This window comes from Streptomyces sp. V4I23, assembly GCF_030817975.1.
Taxonomy (GTDB): domain Bacteria; phylum Actinomycetota; class Actinomycetes; order Streptomycetales; family Streptomycetaceae; genus Streptomyces.
This window is the reverse complement of record NZ_JAUSZW010000004.1, coordinates 1,997,379-2,011,737: the sequence shown is the minus strand read 5'-3', so window position 1 is coordinate 2,011,737 and position 14,359 is coordinate 1,997,379. Positions and strand designations below refer to the sequence as shown.

At 69.5% G+C, this 14,359-nt stretch carries 12 protein-coding genes and 2 pseudogenes; 11 read left to right on the top strand and 3 right to left on the bottom strand.

The window, feature by feature from the left end; translation table 11 throughout:
• The first annotated feature begins 74 nt into the window (after positions 1 to 74).
• The 9 genes and pseudogenes from QFZ82_RS11235 to QFZ82_RS11200 all read left to right on the top strand — a co-directional run bounded on the left by QFZ82_RS11235 (position 75) and on the right by QFZ82_RS11200 (position 8,613).
• On the top strand, positions 75 to 689 hold the full coding sequence (locus tag QFZ82_RS11235) for a (2Fe-2S)-binding protein (protein ID WP_307713038.1): 615 nt from the start codon (positions 75 to 77) through the stop codon (positions 687 to 689).
• Between the two features lie 11 nt (positions 690 to 700).
• Positions 701 to 1,042: pseudogene (locus tag QFZ82_RS11230) on the top strand (xanthine dehydrogenase family protein subunit M); the annotation flags it as partial.
• Positions 1,043 to 1,157: 115 nt separating this feature from the next.
• Positions 1,158 to 3,080 (top strand): molybdopterin cofactor-binding domain-containing protein, encoded by a 1,923-nt coding sequence (locus QFZ82_RS11225; protein WP_307713037.1) that lies wholly within the window; start codon positions 1,158 to 1,160, stop codon positions 3,078 to 3,080.
• A 134-nt stretch (positions 3,081 to 3,214) separates the two neighbouring features.
• Positions 3,215 to 3,439, top strand: a complete 225-nt coding sequence (locus tag QFZ82_RS11220) for an XdhC family protein (protein ID WP_307713036.1) — start codon at positions 3,215 to 3,217, stop codon at positions 3,437 to 3,439.
• Positions 3,440 to 3,530: 91 nt separating this feature from the next.
• On the top strand, positions 3,531 to 3,761 hold the full coding sequence (locus tag QFZ82_RS11215) for an XdhC family protein (protein ID WP_307713035.1): 231 nt from the start codon (positions 3,531 to 3,533) through the stop codon (positions 3,759 to 3,761).
• Between the two features lie 27 nt (positions 3,762 to 3,788).
• Positions 3,789 to 4,469 carry an NAD(P)-dependent oxidoreductase gene (locus QFZ82_RS11210; protein ID WP_307713034.1) on the top strand — a complete coding sequence of 227 codons (681 nt, stop codon included), beginning with the start codon at positions 3,789 to 3,791 and terminating at the stop codon, positions 4,467 to 4,469.
• Positions 4,470 to 4,479: 10 nt separating this feature from the next.
• The gene (locus QFZ82_RS39750) at positions 4,480 to 5,397 is read left to right on the top strand and encodes an HAD-IA family hydrolase (RefSeq protein WP_373429270.1); all 918 of its coding nucleotides are present in this window, start codon (positions 4,480 to 4,482) and stop codon (positions 5,395 to 5,397) included.
• Between the two features lie 40 nt (positions 5,398 to 5,437).
• Complete coding sequence (locus tag QFZ82_RS11205; RefSeq protein WP_307713033.1) at positions 5,438 to 6,415, top strand: aldo/keto reductase; 978 nt, start codon at positions 5,438 to 5,440, stop codon at positions 6,413 to 6,415.
• Between the two features lie 1,037 nt (positions 6,416 to 7,452).
• Positions 7,453 to 8,613, top strand: a complete 1,161-nt coding sequence (locus QFZ82_RS11200; RefSeq protein WP_307713032.1) for an alpha/beta hydrolase — start codon at positions 7,453 to 7,455, stop codon at positions 8,611 to 8,613.
• Positions 8,614 to 8,877: 264 nt separating this feature from the next.
• Here the strand turns inward: QFZ82_RS11200 and QFZ82_RS39745 are convergent.
• From QFZ82_RS39745 to QFZ82_RS11190, 3 genes and pseudogenes are all read right to left on the bottom strand, one after another.
• Positions 8,878 to 9,245 (bottom strand): annotated as a pseudogene (locus QFZ82_RS39745) (transposase); the annotation flags it as partial.
• 721 nt (positions 9,246 to 9,966) lie between these two features.
• Complete coding sequence (locus QFZ82_RS11195; RefSeq protein WP_307713031.1) at positions 9,967 to 11,415, bottom strand: amidase; 1,449 nt, start codon at positions 11,413 to 11,415, stop codon at positions 9,967 to 9,969.
• Positions 11,416 to 11,576: 161 nt separating this feature from the next.
• Entirely contained in the window at positions 11,577 to 12,629 is a 1,053-nt protein-coding gene (locus tag QFZ82_RS11190; RefSeq protein ID WP_307713030.1) for an Lrp/AsnC family transcriptional regulator, read from the bottom strand.
• A 136-nt stretch (positions 12,630 to 12,765) separates the two neighbouring features.
• Here QFZ82_RS11190 and QFZ82_RS11185 point away from each other — a divergent pair, with 136 nt between their 5' ends.
• Positions 12,766 to 12,981, top strand: a complete 216-nt coding sequence (locus QFZ82_RS11185; RefSeq protein ID WP_307713029.1) for a hypothetical protein — start codon at positions 12,766 to 12,768, stop codon at positions 12,979 to 12,981.
• Complete coding sequence (locus QFZ82_RS11180) at positions 12,981 to 14,330, top strand: ABC transporter substrate-binding protein (RefSeq protein WP_307713028.1); 1,350 nt, start codon at positions 12,981 to 12,983, stop codon at positions 14,328 to 14,330. The genes QFZ82_RS11185 and QFZ82_RS11180 overlap by 1 nt, the downstream gene beginning before the upstream one ends.
• Positions 14,331 to 14,359: the final 29 nt, after the last annotated feature.

Here is a 14,359-nt window from a genome sequence, read left to right as displayed (position 1 = left end):
TCCTGCAGCGCGCCGATGAGTAAGGCGATCGACCTTCCACCGAGCAGAAAGCGTACGCATGTCTAGTGAGCTGAGTGATACGCCTCTTCCTCCTCTCCCAGGGTCCGTCCCGTCGTACGTTCGTCGCCACGACCGCCGCTGTCGGGGGTGCTGTGGTGGTGGGTGGTCTGGTCCCTGGACCGTTCGAGCTCGGCGCCGAGGAGGCGGCCGCCGCTGACGCGCTGCCCAGCAGCCGGGTGTCCCTGACCGTCAACCGTGAGCGGCACACCGTCACAGTCGACAACCGGACTTCGCTGCTGGATCTGCTGCGCGAGCATCTGGATCTGACCGGCAGCAAGAAGGGCTGCAACGCCGGTGCCTGCGGGGCCTGCACGGTCCTGGTGGACGGCCGCCGGGTCAACTCCTGCCTGACGCTGGCGGTCCGGCTGGAGGGCGCCGATGTCACCACCATCGAGGGCCTGGCCGACGGTGACGAACTGCACCCGCTGCAGCAGGCTTTCATCGACCAGGACGCCTTCCAGTGCGGCTACTGCACCCCCGGCCAAATCATGTCCGGCATCGGCTGCGTCCAGGAGGGTCACACCGGCTCGCCGGAGGAGATCCGGGAGTCGATGAGCGGCAACATCTGCCGCTGCGGCTGCTACGTCAAGATCGTGCGCGCGGTCCAGCAGACCGCACACCGGAAGTAGGGCAGGCCACCATGCACCCCTTCGCCTTCACCAAAGTCCCCGACACCCGCGAGGCCCTGGACGCGGGCCGGCGCGGCGGGCGCTACATCGCCGGCGGCACCACCCTGGTCGACCTGATGCGCGAGACCGTCGAACGCCCCAGAACACTGGTCGACATCACCGCCCTGCCCCTTCGGGACGTCACGGTGACCGAGCGCGGCGGACTGCGCATCGGCGCCCTGATGCGGATGGCCGAGGCCGCCGCCCGCCCCAAGGTGCGCAACCTCTACCCCGTGATCTCACAGGCGCTGGAGCTGAGCGCTTCCGCCCAGCTGCGCAACATGGCCACCATCGGCGGCAACATCATGCAGCGCACCCGCTGCACCTACTTCCGCGACGTGACCGCCGCCTGCAACAAACGGCTCAGGCTGCGCGGCGCTGGAAGGCTTCAACCGCACCCACGCGATCCTCGGCACCTCCGAGGACTGCGTGGCCACCCACCCCTCCGACGTGGCCGTCGCATTCGCCGCGCCGGACGCGACCGTCCACCTGCTCGGCCCGGACGGAGAACGCACCGTCCCCTTCGCCGACTTCCTGCTGCGGCCGGGCAGCACCCGCAACCTCGAACAGGCCCTGAAGCAGGGAGAGTTGGTCACAGCAGTGGAGACCCCGGCCCACTCCCACCCCCTCAAGTCCGGCTATCTGAAGGTCCGCGACCGGCAGTCGTACGAGTTCGCCCTCACCTCGGCCGCCGTCGCCCTGCACGTACGCGGCGGGCGGATCCAGGAGGCGAAGGTGGCCGCCGTAGGTGTCGGCACCGTGCTGGCCGACCCGGCCGACCGCCCGGCCTGGAAGCCCATCACCTACGCGCGCGGCGACGCGGACAAGGCGCTCGGCTCCGCGGCCGTACGGCTGGACGTGACGTACCGGATGGGCCGCAACCACCACAACCCGATGGAGCCGCACGCCACCATCGCCCGCCGGGAGGGCAACCGGCTGACCCTGTGGGACAAGACCCAGTGGGTGCCCGGCACGCAGGCCGAGCTGGCCGCCGTATTCGGCATCCCGCAGGGGTCGATCCGGGTCATCTCGCCGTTCGTCGGCGGCGGGTTCGGCGGCGCGATCCGCTCCTGGCCGCACGTCACCATCGCGGCCGTCGCCGCCCGTCAGACGGGACGCCCGGTCAAGCTCGTGCTGTCGCGCAAGCAGTTGTCGCTCGACGTGAACACGCCGTGCTGGATGCGCGGGCCCGGCTACGCCACCGGCTCCTTCGCCGTCGAGTCGGCGATGGACGAACTCGCCCACGAACTCGGCATCGACCCGATCGAGCTGCGACGGCGCAACGAGCCGGCCGAGGACGAGTCGAACGGACTGCCGTTCTCCACCCGGCGGCTGCGCGAGTGCTACACCACCGGCGCCCGCGAGTTCGGCTGGGACCGCCGCAACCCCAAGCCCCGCTCGACCCGCGACGGAGACTGGCTGATCGGCACCGGCATGGCCGCCGGTGTCTACCACCACATTTACTGGGCGGCCCAGGCGTCGGTCCGGCTTAACGCCGACGGCACGGCCCTGGTCGAGGCCGCGACCAGCGACATGGGCCCCGGCACCTACACCTCCATGAGCCAGCTCACCGCCGACGCCCTCGGCCTGACCATGCGCAACGTGACCTTCCGGCTCGGCGACTCCCGCATGCCGCTGACCCCGCCGCACGGCGGCTCCATGACCATGGCCATGGTCGGCTCCGCCGTCCAGGACGGCTGCGACAAGCTGCGCAAGCAGGCGATCGAACTCGCCGTCGAGGACGAGGACTCGCCGCTGTACGGCGCCGACGCCGACACCATTGTCGTACGCGGCGGCCGGCTGCAGGTGAAGGACAACCCCGCGCGCGGCGAGACCTACCAGCGGCTGCTGGCCCGCAACCACCGCACCCACCTCGACCTGCTCGGCTCCTACACTCCCGAAGAGTCCCACCGGTCCTCGGCGCACTCCTACGGCGCGGTTTTCGTCGAGGTCGGCGTCGACGCCCGCCTCGGGCTGGTCCGGGTGCGGCGCATGCTCGGCGTGTACGACGTGGGCCGCATCATCAGCCCCAAGCTCGCCGACAGCCAGGCCCTCGGCGGCATGGTCGGCGGCATCGGGCAGGCCCTTCTGGAGCACACGGTCATGGACCACCGCGACGGCCGGATCGTGAACGCCGACCTCGCGGGCTACCTCGTCCCCGTCAACGCCGACATCGCCGACCTCAAGGCCATCTACCTCGACGGGGAGGACTACGAGGCCGACCCCCTCGGCGTCAAGGGTATCGGCGAAGTCGTCCAGCTCGGTGTGGCCGCCGCCCTCGCCAACGCGGTCTTCCACGCCACCGGACGCCGCATCCGCGAACTGCCCATCACGGCCGAAGTCCTGCTCTGAACACTCGGGCTCGCCACGACTGCCCTGCGGGCCGCCCCGCCACGCAGGGCACACCTGGGCCGCCGCCGCGAACTCCGTTCCCCCGGCGGTGCGGCGGCGGCTCGTTCACCACGTCCTCTCAGGAAGACCCGTCCATGCTGAACATCGCGGAAACGCTGTACGCCTGGTGCCGGGAAGCCCGTCCCTTCGCCCTCGCCACCGTCGTCGACGTCAGCGGCAGCGCACCCCTGCCCCCCGGCACCGCGCTCGCCGTGAGCGCCGATGGCGACGTGATCGGCAGCGTCTCCGGCGGCTGCGTGGAGGAGCGGTCTACGAACTGTGCCAGGAGACGCTCGAATCCGGCAGTGCTCCGGTACTGACGCGTTTCGGCTGCTCGGACTCCGACGCCTTTGCTGGGGCCTGACCTGCGGTGGCGAGATCGTGGTCTTGACACAGCGGGTGGATCCCGCGGTGCAGCCCCATCGCACCGCGGCCCTGGCCGAGGTGGTGGCGGGTCGGTCCGCCACGGTGGCCCAGGTCGTGGGCGGTCCGAGAGGGCTCCTCGGCGGCACTCTCCACCTGCCTGGCGAGGGCCCGTACGACGGAACCCTGGGCGGTGAGCGCGAGGACCAGGTCGTTGCGGCGCAGGCACGTGCGCTGCTGCGGGCGGGCCGCACCGGCCGCATCCACCGACCACCCTGACCCCCACCTCAACGGGAGAAAGTCACGATGAACGACGCCGGCTCGGAGACGGCCAAGCGCACCGTCATCCTGCGGCCCGCGCCGCAGAGGGCAGACCACGTCTTCACTCCCGATGCCCTTGCCCGCCTCCACGACCGGTTCCACGTCGTCGATCTGGAGAACGACCCCTCCGAGCAGGCTCTCGACGCCGCCCTTCCCGAGACTTTCGCGATCATCGGGCAGCCCGACCTGCCCGCCGAACGCCTCTCGCGCGCCCCGCGGTTGCGGGCCCTGCTGAACGTCGAGGGCAACTTCTTCCCCAACGTCGACTACGCCGGCTGCTTCGAGCGCGGCATCCATGTGCTGGGCTGCGGGCCCGCCTATGCCCAGGCCGTAGCCGAGTACTCCCTCGGCCTCGCACTCGACCTGGCACGGGGCATCAGCCGCGAGGACCGCGCCTTCCGCGCCGGACGGGAACCGTATGTCTCCGACGGCAACGCCGACGCCGTACTGCTGCACGGCGCGGACATCGGCCTGGTCGGCTTCGGCAACCTCGGCCGGAGCCTGCGCCGGCTCCTCGCACCGTTCCGGCCCACGCTCCGGGTTTACGACCCCTGGCTGCCGCCGGGCGATGACCTGACCCTCATCGCCCAGGGCCTCCCACCGGCCCGTATGCAGATGGCCGCCCGTGAACTCGTCGGCCGCTACCGCAACCGTCCCGCCACCTGAGAGACCCGACATGACCGCTCAGCCTCGCTCTCGACATCCCATGCGAGGGCCTGCTCTTCGACAACGACGGCGTCCTCGTCGACTCCGATCACGGCGTCAACCTGGCATGGAGCCGATGGGCCCGCGAACGCGGCCTGGCCCCGGGGCGGGTCACCGCGATGGTGCACGGCCGCCGCCCGCCGACACCGTCGCCCTGCCGGTCACCGACCCCGACGAAGGGCCGGCGGCCCTGGCCGAGATCGACCGCCTCGAAGTCGAGGCCGCGGCCACCACCACCGCGCTGGGCGGCGCCGGCACCCTGCTGGAGAGCCTGTCACGCGACCGGTGGGCGGTCGTGACCTCCGGGGTCACGGTCCTGGCTCGGGCACGGCTCGCAGCAGCGGGACTGCCGGCACCGCCCGTGCTCATCACCGCCGACGACGTCAGCCAAGGCAAACCGGCTCCGGACGGATACCGGACCGCCGCGGCGAACCTGGGCGTCGACCCCGCCCGCACCGTCGTCTTCGAGGACAGCACAGCGGGCGCGCAGGCCGGCGCGGCGGCGGGCGCGACGGTCATCGGCGTCGGGCAGCGCGGCCTGGGCACCGGCGCCTCGCTCGTCGTCCGCGATCTGCGCGGGGGTTGTGTGGCACGACGGCCTCCTCAGCCTTGCCGCCGCGGACCTGCTGAGGCACTGAACACATCCACATCCAGGACGCAACCGGCCCGGCGGGCGGCCGGCGCCGCTTGCGGCGGCCCTGTCCGGCCTGCTCCCCGAGAGGGGGGTACTGGCGGACCCCCGGAAGAGCCGTACCCCATATGCGGGCCCGTCAGAGGTCGGTGGGTGGTTGCCTGGATGAGGGGCTTGAGCCAGTGCTCTGATCACGGCAGTCACAGGCGGCCCCCAGCAGGCGATGGCTGCGAGCCGCTGCCCCGACACCGGGCATGAGATCGCCCGTTGAAACGGAAGCACAGAACGGAGTCCTCTGATGAAGCACGTCTCACTGGGTGAGCTGAACGTCTCCCGGATCGGCCTGGGCACCATGGGCATGTCCGCCTTCTACGCCGGCGCTGGCAGCGATGACACCGAGTCGATCCGCGCCATCCACCGGGCACTGGACCTGGGCGTCACCCATCTCGACACCGCTGAGATCTACGGCCCCTTCGTCAATGAAGAACTGGTCGGCAAAGCCCTCCGGGGCCGCCGCGACCAGGTCGTGCTGGCGACGAAGTTCGGCATGTACGCGCACTCCGGCGGCGGACCCTACGTCCTCGACAGCAGCCCGGCGAACATCCGTACCGCCGTCGAAGGCTCCCTGAAGCGGCTCGGCACGGACTACATCGACCTCTTCTACCAGCACCGGGTCGATCCCAACACCCCGATCGAGGAGACCGTCGGCGCTCTGGCCGAGCTGGTCGCCGAGGGCAAGGTGCGCCACATCGGCCTGTCCGAGGCCGGCACCCAGACGATCCGCCGCGCGAACGCCATCCACCCGGTCGCCGCGCTGCAGACCGAGTACTCCCTGTGGACGCGCGACGTCGAGGCCGAACTGCTGCCACTGTTGCGCGAACTCGGCATCGGCCTGGTGCCCTACTCGCCACTCGGCCACGGCTTCCTCACCGGCACCTTCCGCTCCACCGACGACATCGCCGACGACGACTGGCGCAAGACCAACCCACGCTTCACCGGCGAGAACCTCCAGCTCAACCTGCGCATCGTCGACGAAGTCCAGGCCATCGCCGCCGAGGCCGACGCCACACCGGCACAGATCGCTCTGGCCTGGCTCCTCGCGCAGGGCGACGACATCGCCCCGATCCCCGGCACCAAGCGCGCCGCCCGCGTCGAGGAGAACACCACCGCCGACCGCATCGAGCTCAACGCCGAGCAGCTCGAACGACTGAACAACCTCACTCCACCCGCCGGCGACCGCCATGACGAGGCGAACATGGCCGCCATCGAGCGCTGACCGACCGCACACCGCGGGATCGGTACCGCCCCCGGCAGACACGCCGGCGCCCCTGCCGCCCATACACGTCAGGGGCATTGCCGACGAGATCGTTGCGGCGAATCCGGCAGAAAACTAAGTGACCGATGCAGCCATTGCATTCCACATCGTCCCCATCACCATGGTGGGCGATCGCCACTGCCGTCAGCGGCAGATCGTTCTGACGGTGCCGTGATGAACCGCACCCAGCCCGAGCGCGGCGGCACCCGGTTCACCTTCGCCTTCGATGCCATCGGTACCCGTTGGGAGATCGAGACCGGCGAACCTTTGAGCGGACACGCGCGTAGGACCGTCCTCCAGCGAATCCGCGAGTTCGACGCCATCTACTCCCGATTCCGCGAGGAAGGCCCCGACAGGGGCGAGCGGGTTCGCCGTGGGTGTCTTCGAGGGGCCGGTGCGGCGGCGGGTGCGGCCCGGCCAGCCCCCTGGACGGCAGCGCACGAGGCACAACCGGCGAGCAGACCGGTACTGGCACCGGTCACGAGCAAAGCAACGGACGACGACATGGCGTCACAACTCCTGATCTGCGACGACGGCACGCGCATGCGGGCGCGCCGAAGCGGACGTGAGGGATGCGGCGTCCCGGGAGGCGACCGTCGGCAGTCGGCCTCGGGAAGCGCCCCGTCAACGTCGGGCCGGCACCACGTCCATGCCGAACAGGGCTGCCGTCTCCTGGCAGTTCGCCGGCCTGTCGGCGAGAGCGGACGGCATGCGCTAGTAGTCCACCGACAGCGCCGTCCAGGCCAGCCCCTCCTCGTGCCACACCTAAGGGGTACTGACAGACCCCCGGACGGAGGGGGCCCCTTCCAGCGGCCCATACCGGGTCTGCGGCTGCTTGAGTAGAAGGCGAGCAGGATGTCGGGATGGCTTGCGGGGGAAAAGCATAGCCCCGGCCTGGGAAAGCAATCCCACCGCTGCAGGATAATCACGCATTGCCTGCCAGCGGTTTTCTTGGAAGTGGCCAAGACCACTAAACCCAGCGATTCAGGAGTCACACGATGGCAAACAGGCTGACGCACAGCACGCGGATATTGACGGCCACGAGGGTTTTGGCCCTTGGTGTCGCCCTGACGAGCCTTGCAACCCCCTTGGCATTCGCCAGCAGCGAGGGTTCCAATTCGGGCGTTACGGTTGCCAACGTGGGCGCTACCGCAAACGCCAATGCAGGCGCTACCACAAACCAGGCTACGATCACCAGCTTGGCGGACTTCGAAAGGGCGGTCCGCGAAGACCGCACCATCACGCGCAAGGAGGTCACGTTCAAGAACGGGGAACTCGATATGGCTGGCGTGCAGTTCGCACCGGCCAAGATGAAGCCGGGCAAGAAGTACCCGGCGATCGTCGTCGTGCATCCCGCCGGCGGGATCAAGGAACAGACCGCAAGTCTTTACGCTTACCGAATGGCGCAGCAGGGCTACATCGCGCTGGCCTATGATGCGTCCCATCAGGGGCAGAGCGAGGGGCAGCCACGTCTGCTCGAAGACCCCGCGAACCGGGTAGAAGACATACGCAGCGCGGTCGACTACCTCACCACGCTTCCCACCGTTGATCGTGAGCAGATTGCAGCTCTCGGCATTTGCGCCGGCGGCGGATACGCAATCAACGCCACGATGACTGACCACCGCATCAAGGCTGTCGCCGGCGTGGCCACGTTCAATTACGGTGACGGTGTCCGTCAGGGCTGGAGGGGAACGGGAACTGCCGAGGAACAGCGCGCCGCTCTTGAGGATCTCGCTCAGGAGCGCACAGCGGTGGCCAACGGCGCTCAGCCCACGATGCTTCCATACGTACCCGACTCGGTTGAGGGTGTCACCGAGCCCGATATGGTGGAAGCCAGCGAGTACTACAGGCAAGCGGACAGGTGGCAGCATGAAAACTCGCCGAACCGTTTCCTGAAGAGCAGCATGGACAAGATCTACGCGTTCGACGCCTTCGACGGGATCGATACCTTGCTGACTCAGCCGCTTCTCTTGATCGCTGGTAGCGAGGCCGGCTCAAAGTGGCACAGCGATCGGGCGTACAAGGAGGCGAAGACAGAAAAGGAACTCTTCATCGTCCCGGGTGGTACTCACATGAGCATGTACGACAAGGACGTGAACAAGGCGGTGCCCAAGCTGCTTGAGTTCTTCGGCAAGCAGCTCAATCACTCTGCAAAGTAACCTCAGCCAACGGAACACCATGGCGACACGGTTCCGCTCGTGGTCATGGTGTTCCGTGAACTGCACGAAAGCCGTCCCGGTGGCACGGGGGCACGCCACCGGGACGGCTCCGCTCAGCGTAGGGCCACCAGGCCCGCGCCGGGCGCCTGCTCGGACTTCTTGACCATGGTCTTGCCGCAGCAAACACGTCGGTCTCTGCTTGCCGCCGCACGTCGGCGGGGCTGCCTCGTCACGGATAGTTCGCCCGCATTGCCTCCGCCCTTTGACGAGGACGTGGTGCTTGCTGCCCGGCCGTGCGCGGTCGACCGGCCTGGGACCGCTTTTGGGCCCCTGTGGGCCGCCCGCACGTGGGCGGAGTCCATCCGCCCTTGGACCGGTCCAGCTGCTTCGCCGACCGCAGCTTCTTCAACAGCAGCACATGCAACTGCTCCCAAACCCGGCCTCGTCCACGCGCCGCCAGCAGGTGCATGCCCGAGCCGAAGCCCAGCTCCTGGGGCAGGTACTCCCACTGGATGCAGGTGTGCAGCACGAACAGGATCCCGCACAACCGCCTGCCGGTCCGGCACTCGCGGCCGCCCCTCGGCCAGCTTCGGCCCCGGCTCGGGCAGCGACTGTCTCTTCCCTACGACCAGACCATCAAGATAAGGCGGCACGCTGCGCTCGACCTGTGCCTGTCCCACGTTTGGGAGCCGTAGTTAGCCTTGGGCCCCGCCGAGCGCGGCACTGGTGTACTGCCTCCCGGCAGTCCGGAGTACAGCCTGACCGCTCTGCGGCTGTGACGCTCATTTGACGCTCCGGACGTCCGACAGCCCGCTGGCGGGACTGCGAAACCTGGGATGACCTGCACGTTCTCTCTCGATGGCACATCGTGACGCCTTTCCGATGACGCATCACGTGGAGTGCGTGGCGATCCTGGGGCCCGCCGCCAAGGGCTCCTGACCGCGGGTTCGGGTGGTGTGCGGTGCGGGCGTTGCGGGCGATGTCCTGACGCTGAAATGACGCTCTCCGAGGCATCTTGGCGCTCATTCGACGCTCGTTCTTATGGGCCGTCAGGCGCTTTGCGCCGCTGCTCAAACGGTCTTCTGGCTGCGCGGGTGTGGCAGGTTGCCGGGGAATTTCCGTGGTGCCAAGCGGTCTTACTCAGCCACACGTACGTAGTGCCCAGTAGGTTCTTCGTCTGCTGCCGGCGCCTCGCCGGCCGACGATGCCGGATTGGTTCAGCTCGGCGCCGACCCTTCACGGTCTCCGTTGCCGGCAGCGCCTGCACGAGCCGGCTCACCCCCTCGGGAGGCGCCCCCACGACCGCCAAATGAAACGTCAGCAGAACGTGGCCGAGAGTGCGGTCCGCCGCGGCTACAGCATCGGGCGGTGTTCCGGTGTGAATGCCCAGGGGCGGGCCTGTTCGAGGGCCATTCCTACGCGGAAGACGGTTGGGTCGTCGTAGGTGTGGCCCACGATCTGGACGCCTGTGGGGACTCCCCAACTCGACATACCGCTCGGGACGTTGAGGACCGGGCAGCGGTTGTTGACGTTGAAGGGGACGGTCATGGCGGACCAGAGGGCGGCACCCCGTTCCTCGCCGTTCACGGTGAGCCGTTCGTCGGCCAGGTCGTCGCCCGCGTGCCAGCCCGGTACGGCCGTCGTCGGGCAGAGCAGGGAGTCGAACGGCGCCATGGCCTCGGAGAGCTGACGCTGGAGGCGCTGTTCGGCGCGCAGGCTGTCCAGGTACGTGACACGGGTCCGGGCGTGGGCCATCGTTTCGGCGAATGTCACGGCGTACGAGGAGAGTTGACCGCGGTGCCGGTCGGCGACCTCGGTGACGACCGCGCCGAAGATCGTGGAGAAGTGCCCGGCGATCGCGGTCAGCAGGTCCTCACGGGTCCAGGGAAGTTCGATCTCCTCGACGTGCGCCCCGGCGTCGGCGAGGGCCTGGGCGGTGGCGCGGAGGTTGGCCTCGACTTCGGGGTGGACGTCGTAGGCGCCGAGCCGGACGCAGAGGGCGAGGCGCAAGCCCTCGGCATTCTGGTACCGCGTGGGGAGGGTCAGCTTCGGGCGCAGGGAGACGTGGTCACGCGGATCGGGGCCGGCCAGGACGTTCTGGAGGGTGACGCAGTCGTCGACCGTGCGGGCCATGGGGCCATCGCCGCGGTAGTGGTCGGCGGTCAGCGGGCCGAGGCCGGGGTTGCGGCCGTAAGGGGCCTTGAATCCGACGGTTCCCGTGAACGCGGCGGGCACGCGGGTCGAGCCGCCGATGTCGGAGGCGGTGGCGAGCAGCGCCGTGCCGGCGGCGAGTGCGGCGCCCGAGCCACCGGAGGAGCCGCCCGGCGTGAAGCCGGGGTTCCACGGGTTGCGGGTGACGCCCCACAGCCGGCTGTGGGTGTAGGTCGCGATGGAGAACTCGGGGGTGGCGGTGCGTGCGTGCACGATGCCGCCCGCGGCCAGGACCCGGTCGATGACAGGATGGTTCTCGGTGGCGATGTTGTCCCGGTGGACGAGCGAGCCCTCGGTGAGTGAGCGGCCGGCGATGGCGTGCTTCTCCTTCGCGGCGACCGGGATGCCCTCCAGCGGGCGGGGGGCCAGGCCGCCCTTGCCGAGGTAGCGGTCCTCGGCGTGCCGGGCCTGGGCGAGGGCCTCGTCGAAGAGACGCTCGGTGAAGGCGTTGATGACCGGCTCGACCTCCTCCGTACGCTCGATGACGGCCCGCATCAGCTCGACGGGGGACAGCTCACCGCTGGCGAAGAGTGACTGCGCGTCCGTGGCGCTGAGGTAGGGCAGGTCGGTGCCGAGAGGGCTGGAGGTCATGGGAGGGCGTCCTTCCGGTCTGGCGTGGAGTGCACGTACTCCTCGGCGAGGTGCGTGGCGCCGTCAGCATCAAAGGCGCGGACACCGGCGAGCTCGTATTGCACGGATCCTCCGGACGCGGTGCGCAGATGCGGGAATACGCAGCTTCGCCGCCGTCGCCCTCACACCGGCGCCCAGACCTCCATCGGCACACACCCCGCGCTGCGCCCGTCCTCCTCCAGCAGGCGCCCCATCCGCTTCACCCAGCGCAGGGTGACGGCCCGGTTCACGACCCGCAGGGCCGGGAACCGCGTCGCGATCCGGGCCTCGAATCGGGCGAAGTCCTCCATGCCATGCGCCCACACGACGGCCGCCAGATTGGCCTCGGAAGTGACGGCCGCCGACAGGCGTGTGTTCCGCAGAGCGGCCAACTCGTCGGCAGCCGCAGCCAGTTCCATGGGCGGAACACTCATCCAGAGGGTGGCTGTGGTGCGCCAGCCCGCGTACAGATGCGCCGCCTCGCAGCGCAGCACCGCCCTGCCCTTGCCGATGGCGCCCGAGAGCAGCCGGCGGACCGTGGATTCGGGGCGGTCCAGGATCCCGGCCAGTGCGGCGACGGAGCGGCGTCCGTCCTCCGCGAGGGCGAGAACCAGGCGCCGCTCCTCGGCGGAGAGGGTGCCGGTGCCGGGGCGCGCCCCGCTGTCGTCTTCGAGGCTGCGCCGCTGGCCCCGGGAGAGTGAGTCCAGGCGCCACTCACTGCCCTCGCGGTGAAGCCGCTGCACCAGGTGGGTGCGGGTGGCGGTCACCTCGGGGATCCGGCCGAGTGCCAGCACATAGTTGCTGAGGGTTCCCAGGGAGGGCGCGGCAACGGTGAGCAGCAGATCGCATGAGCCCGCCACGAGCTCGACGCTGGTCGCGTGAGGTTGGGCCGCGATCCGGTCGGCGAGTGCTGCCCTTGCCTGCGGCAGGCAGCTGACCTCGACGAAGGCCATCGCCCCGTAGCCGACCTGCGAGGGTCCGGCGTAGCAGGTGACCCAGGCGACTCCGGATTCCCGCAGCCGGGCCCAGCGCCGCGAAAGGGTGGCCGGGTCGACGCCCAGCGGCCCCGCGAGCTGGGACCAGGGGGCGCGCGGTGCCAGCTGGAGCGCGTTGATCAACGCGAGATCGAGTTCGTCGAGTGTCGCGCTCGGCGGGGTTGCACCCCGGTGGGCGGGGGATGCTGCGGATTCTTGCATCAAGAGGGCCTCCGTCAGCGGATTCTTGCAATTCGGAGAGCAGGGGGAAAGAGGGCTGTTCTGTAGCCCGCATCACACGCCGTCCGGCCGGGCCAACTGGCTCGCCGTGGCCCCTCCGTTCCCGGGGAGTATCGACATGCACCGTTCCCGGTTCCTCCACGGCGCCTTCGTGGTCGCCGCCACCTCACTCCTGGCGTCCGCCTGCACGACGGGTGCCGGCACGTCCGCCGAAGGCGCGGGCAGCAGGTCCGCCGGCCCTGGCGGCACTCTCAAGGTCGGCCTGACCTCCGACGTCACGACGTTCGACCCGGTCAAGGGCCGGCCGCGAGCGACTACGTACTCCACCGCCTGATGTACGACACGCTCGTGGGCCTGGACGACGGCGGCAAGATCGTGCCGCGGCTCGCGGAGAAGTGGGAGCAGTCCGCCACCGGAGCGACCTTCACCCTGAAGAAGGGCGTGACCTGCTCGGACGGCAAGCCACTGACGGCATCCCAGGTGGCTGCCTCGCTCAAGCGCTACCAGACCACGTCCGCGGGCACCGCGCTCACGTTCGGTCCCGGCAATACGGGTTCCAAGACCACGATCACCGGCGACGACAAGGCCGGCACAGTCACCGTCGAACTCGGCACTCCCTGGGGTGAGCTGCTGCCCGGCCTCAGCTCGACTGCCACCGGCATCGTCTGCGCCCCGGGCCTGAGGTCGGACGGCCTCGGTGCGGGAGCCGTTCCGGGGGCGGGCACCGGCGCGTACGAGATGACGAAGACGGCGCGCGGCTCGTCGTACGAGCTCACGCTGCGCAAGGGTTTCGACGCCTGGCCTCGGTACGCCTCGATGCCCCCGGGCGCTCCGGCCGGCACGCTGAGGATCTCGGTGGTCAAGGATGAGTCCACGCTCGCCAACCAGCTGCAGACCGGTGCGCTGGACGTAGCCCCGTTCACGGGACCGGACGCCGCCCGTTTCGCCAACGGCGATCACAGCGTCAGGGCGGCGCCCCTGATACGCAACTTCGTCGCCTTCAACCAGCGCGCGGGGCACCCCGGCGCCGATGCCGAAATCCGCAAGGCGGTGGCCCAGGCCCTCGACCCGAAGGCGTTCAACCAGGTGTTCGGCGGCGCGGGACAGGAGATGACCTCGTACGTCGATGCGCAGGCGGCCTGTGTCTCCACCGACACGTCGCTGCTCACCACGACCGACGCGGTCGCTGCCGAGAAGATCCTCAAGGGCGTCAGGATCAAGCTCGTGGGGTCGAACGCGGTGGGTCAGGGCGCGGGCAACACCTACGTGCAGGAGGCGCTGCGTGCCGCGGGCGCGGAGGTGAAGCTCACCAACGCGGACAACGCCTCCTGGGCCACGCAGGTTCTCGGCAACGAGGGCGACTGGGACGTCACGGTCTTCCCGCTGATCTCGGGACGCCTGGCGAACGGCGGCGTCTACTTCGTGGGTGAATCGCCCGCCAAGGGGCGGAACTTCGGCGCCGTCGACAACAAGAAGTTCCTCGCCGGCTATGCCGCGGCGACCACCACCGTCGACCAGAACGCCAAGTGCGCGGCCTGGCAGCAGGCACAGGACGCACTCCTGAAGAGGAACGACGTGGTGCCGCTGGCCACCGTCAACGTCCACTACGTCTTCCGCAAGGGTGTCAGTGCCGCCATACCGGCAGGGAGCCTCGACCCGTCGACGCTCCGGGTCTCCGGCTGATGCCCGCCACCTCACCCACGCACGTGTCT

Excerpts from the sequence above, each read along its gene's own strand:
- QFZ82_RS11220 (WP_307713036.1), top strand. The coding sequence starts at position 3,215 with ATGCTGAACATCGCGGAAACGCTGTACGCCTGGTGCCGGGAAGCCCGT.
- QFZ82_RS11210 (WP_307713034.1), top strand. The coding sequence starts at position 3,789 with ATGAACGACGCCGGCTCGGAGACGGCCAAGCGCACCGTCATCCTGCGG.
- QFZ82_RS11185 (WP_307713029.1), top strand. The coding sequence starts at position 12,766 with ATGCACCGTTCCCGGTTCCTCCACGGCGCCTTCGTGGTCGCCGCCACC.
- QFZ82_RS11190 (WP_307713030.1), bottom strand. The coding sequence starts at position 12,629 with ATGCAAGAATCCGCAGCATCCCCCGCCCACCGGGGTGCAACCCCGCCG.
- QFZ82_RS11180 (WP_307713028.1), top strand. The coding sequence starts at position 12,981 with ATGTACGACACGCTCGTGGGCCTGGACGACGGCGGCAAGATCGTGCCG.
- QFZ82_RS11205 (WP_307713033.1), top strand. The coding sequence starts at position 5,438 with ATGAAGCACGTCTCACTGGGTGAGCTGAACGTCTCCCGGATCGGCCTG.
- QFZ82_RS11195 (WP_307713031.1), bottom strand. The coding sequence starts at position 11,415 with ATGACCTCCAGCCCTCTCGGCACCGACCTGCCCTACCTCAGCGCCACG.
- QFZ82_RS39750 (WP_373429270.1), top strand. The coding sequence starts at position 4,480 with ATGACCGCTCAGCCTCGCTCTCGACATCCCATGCGAGGGCCTGCTCTT.
- QFZ82_RS11200 (WP_307713032.1), top strand. The coding sequence starts at position 7,453 with ATGGCAAACAGGCTGACGCACAGCACGCGGATATTGACGGCCACGAGG.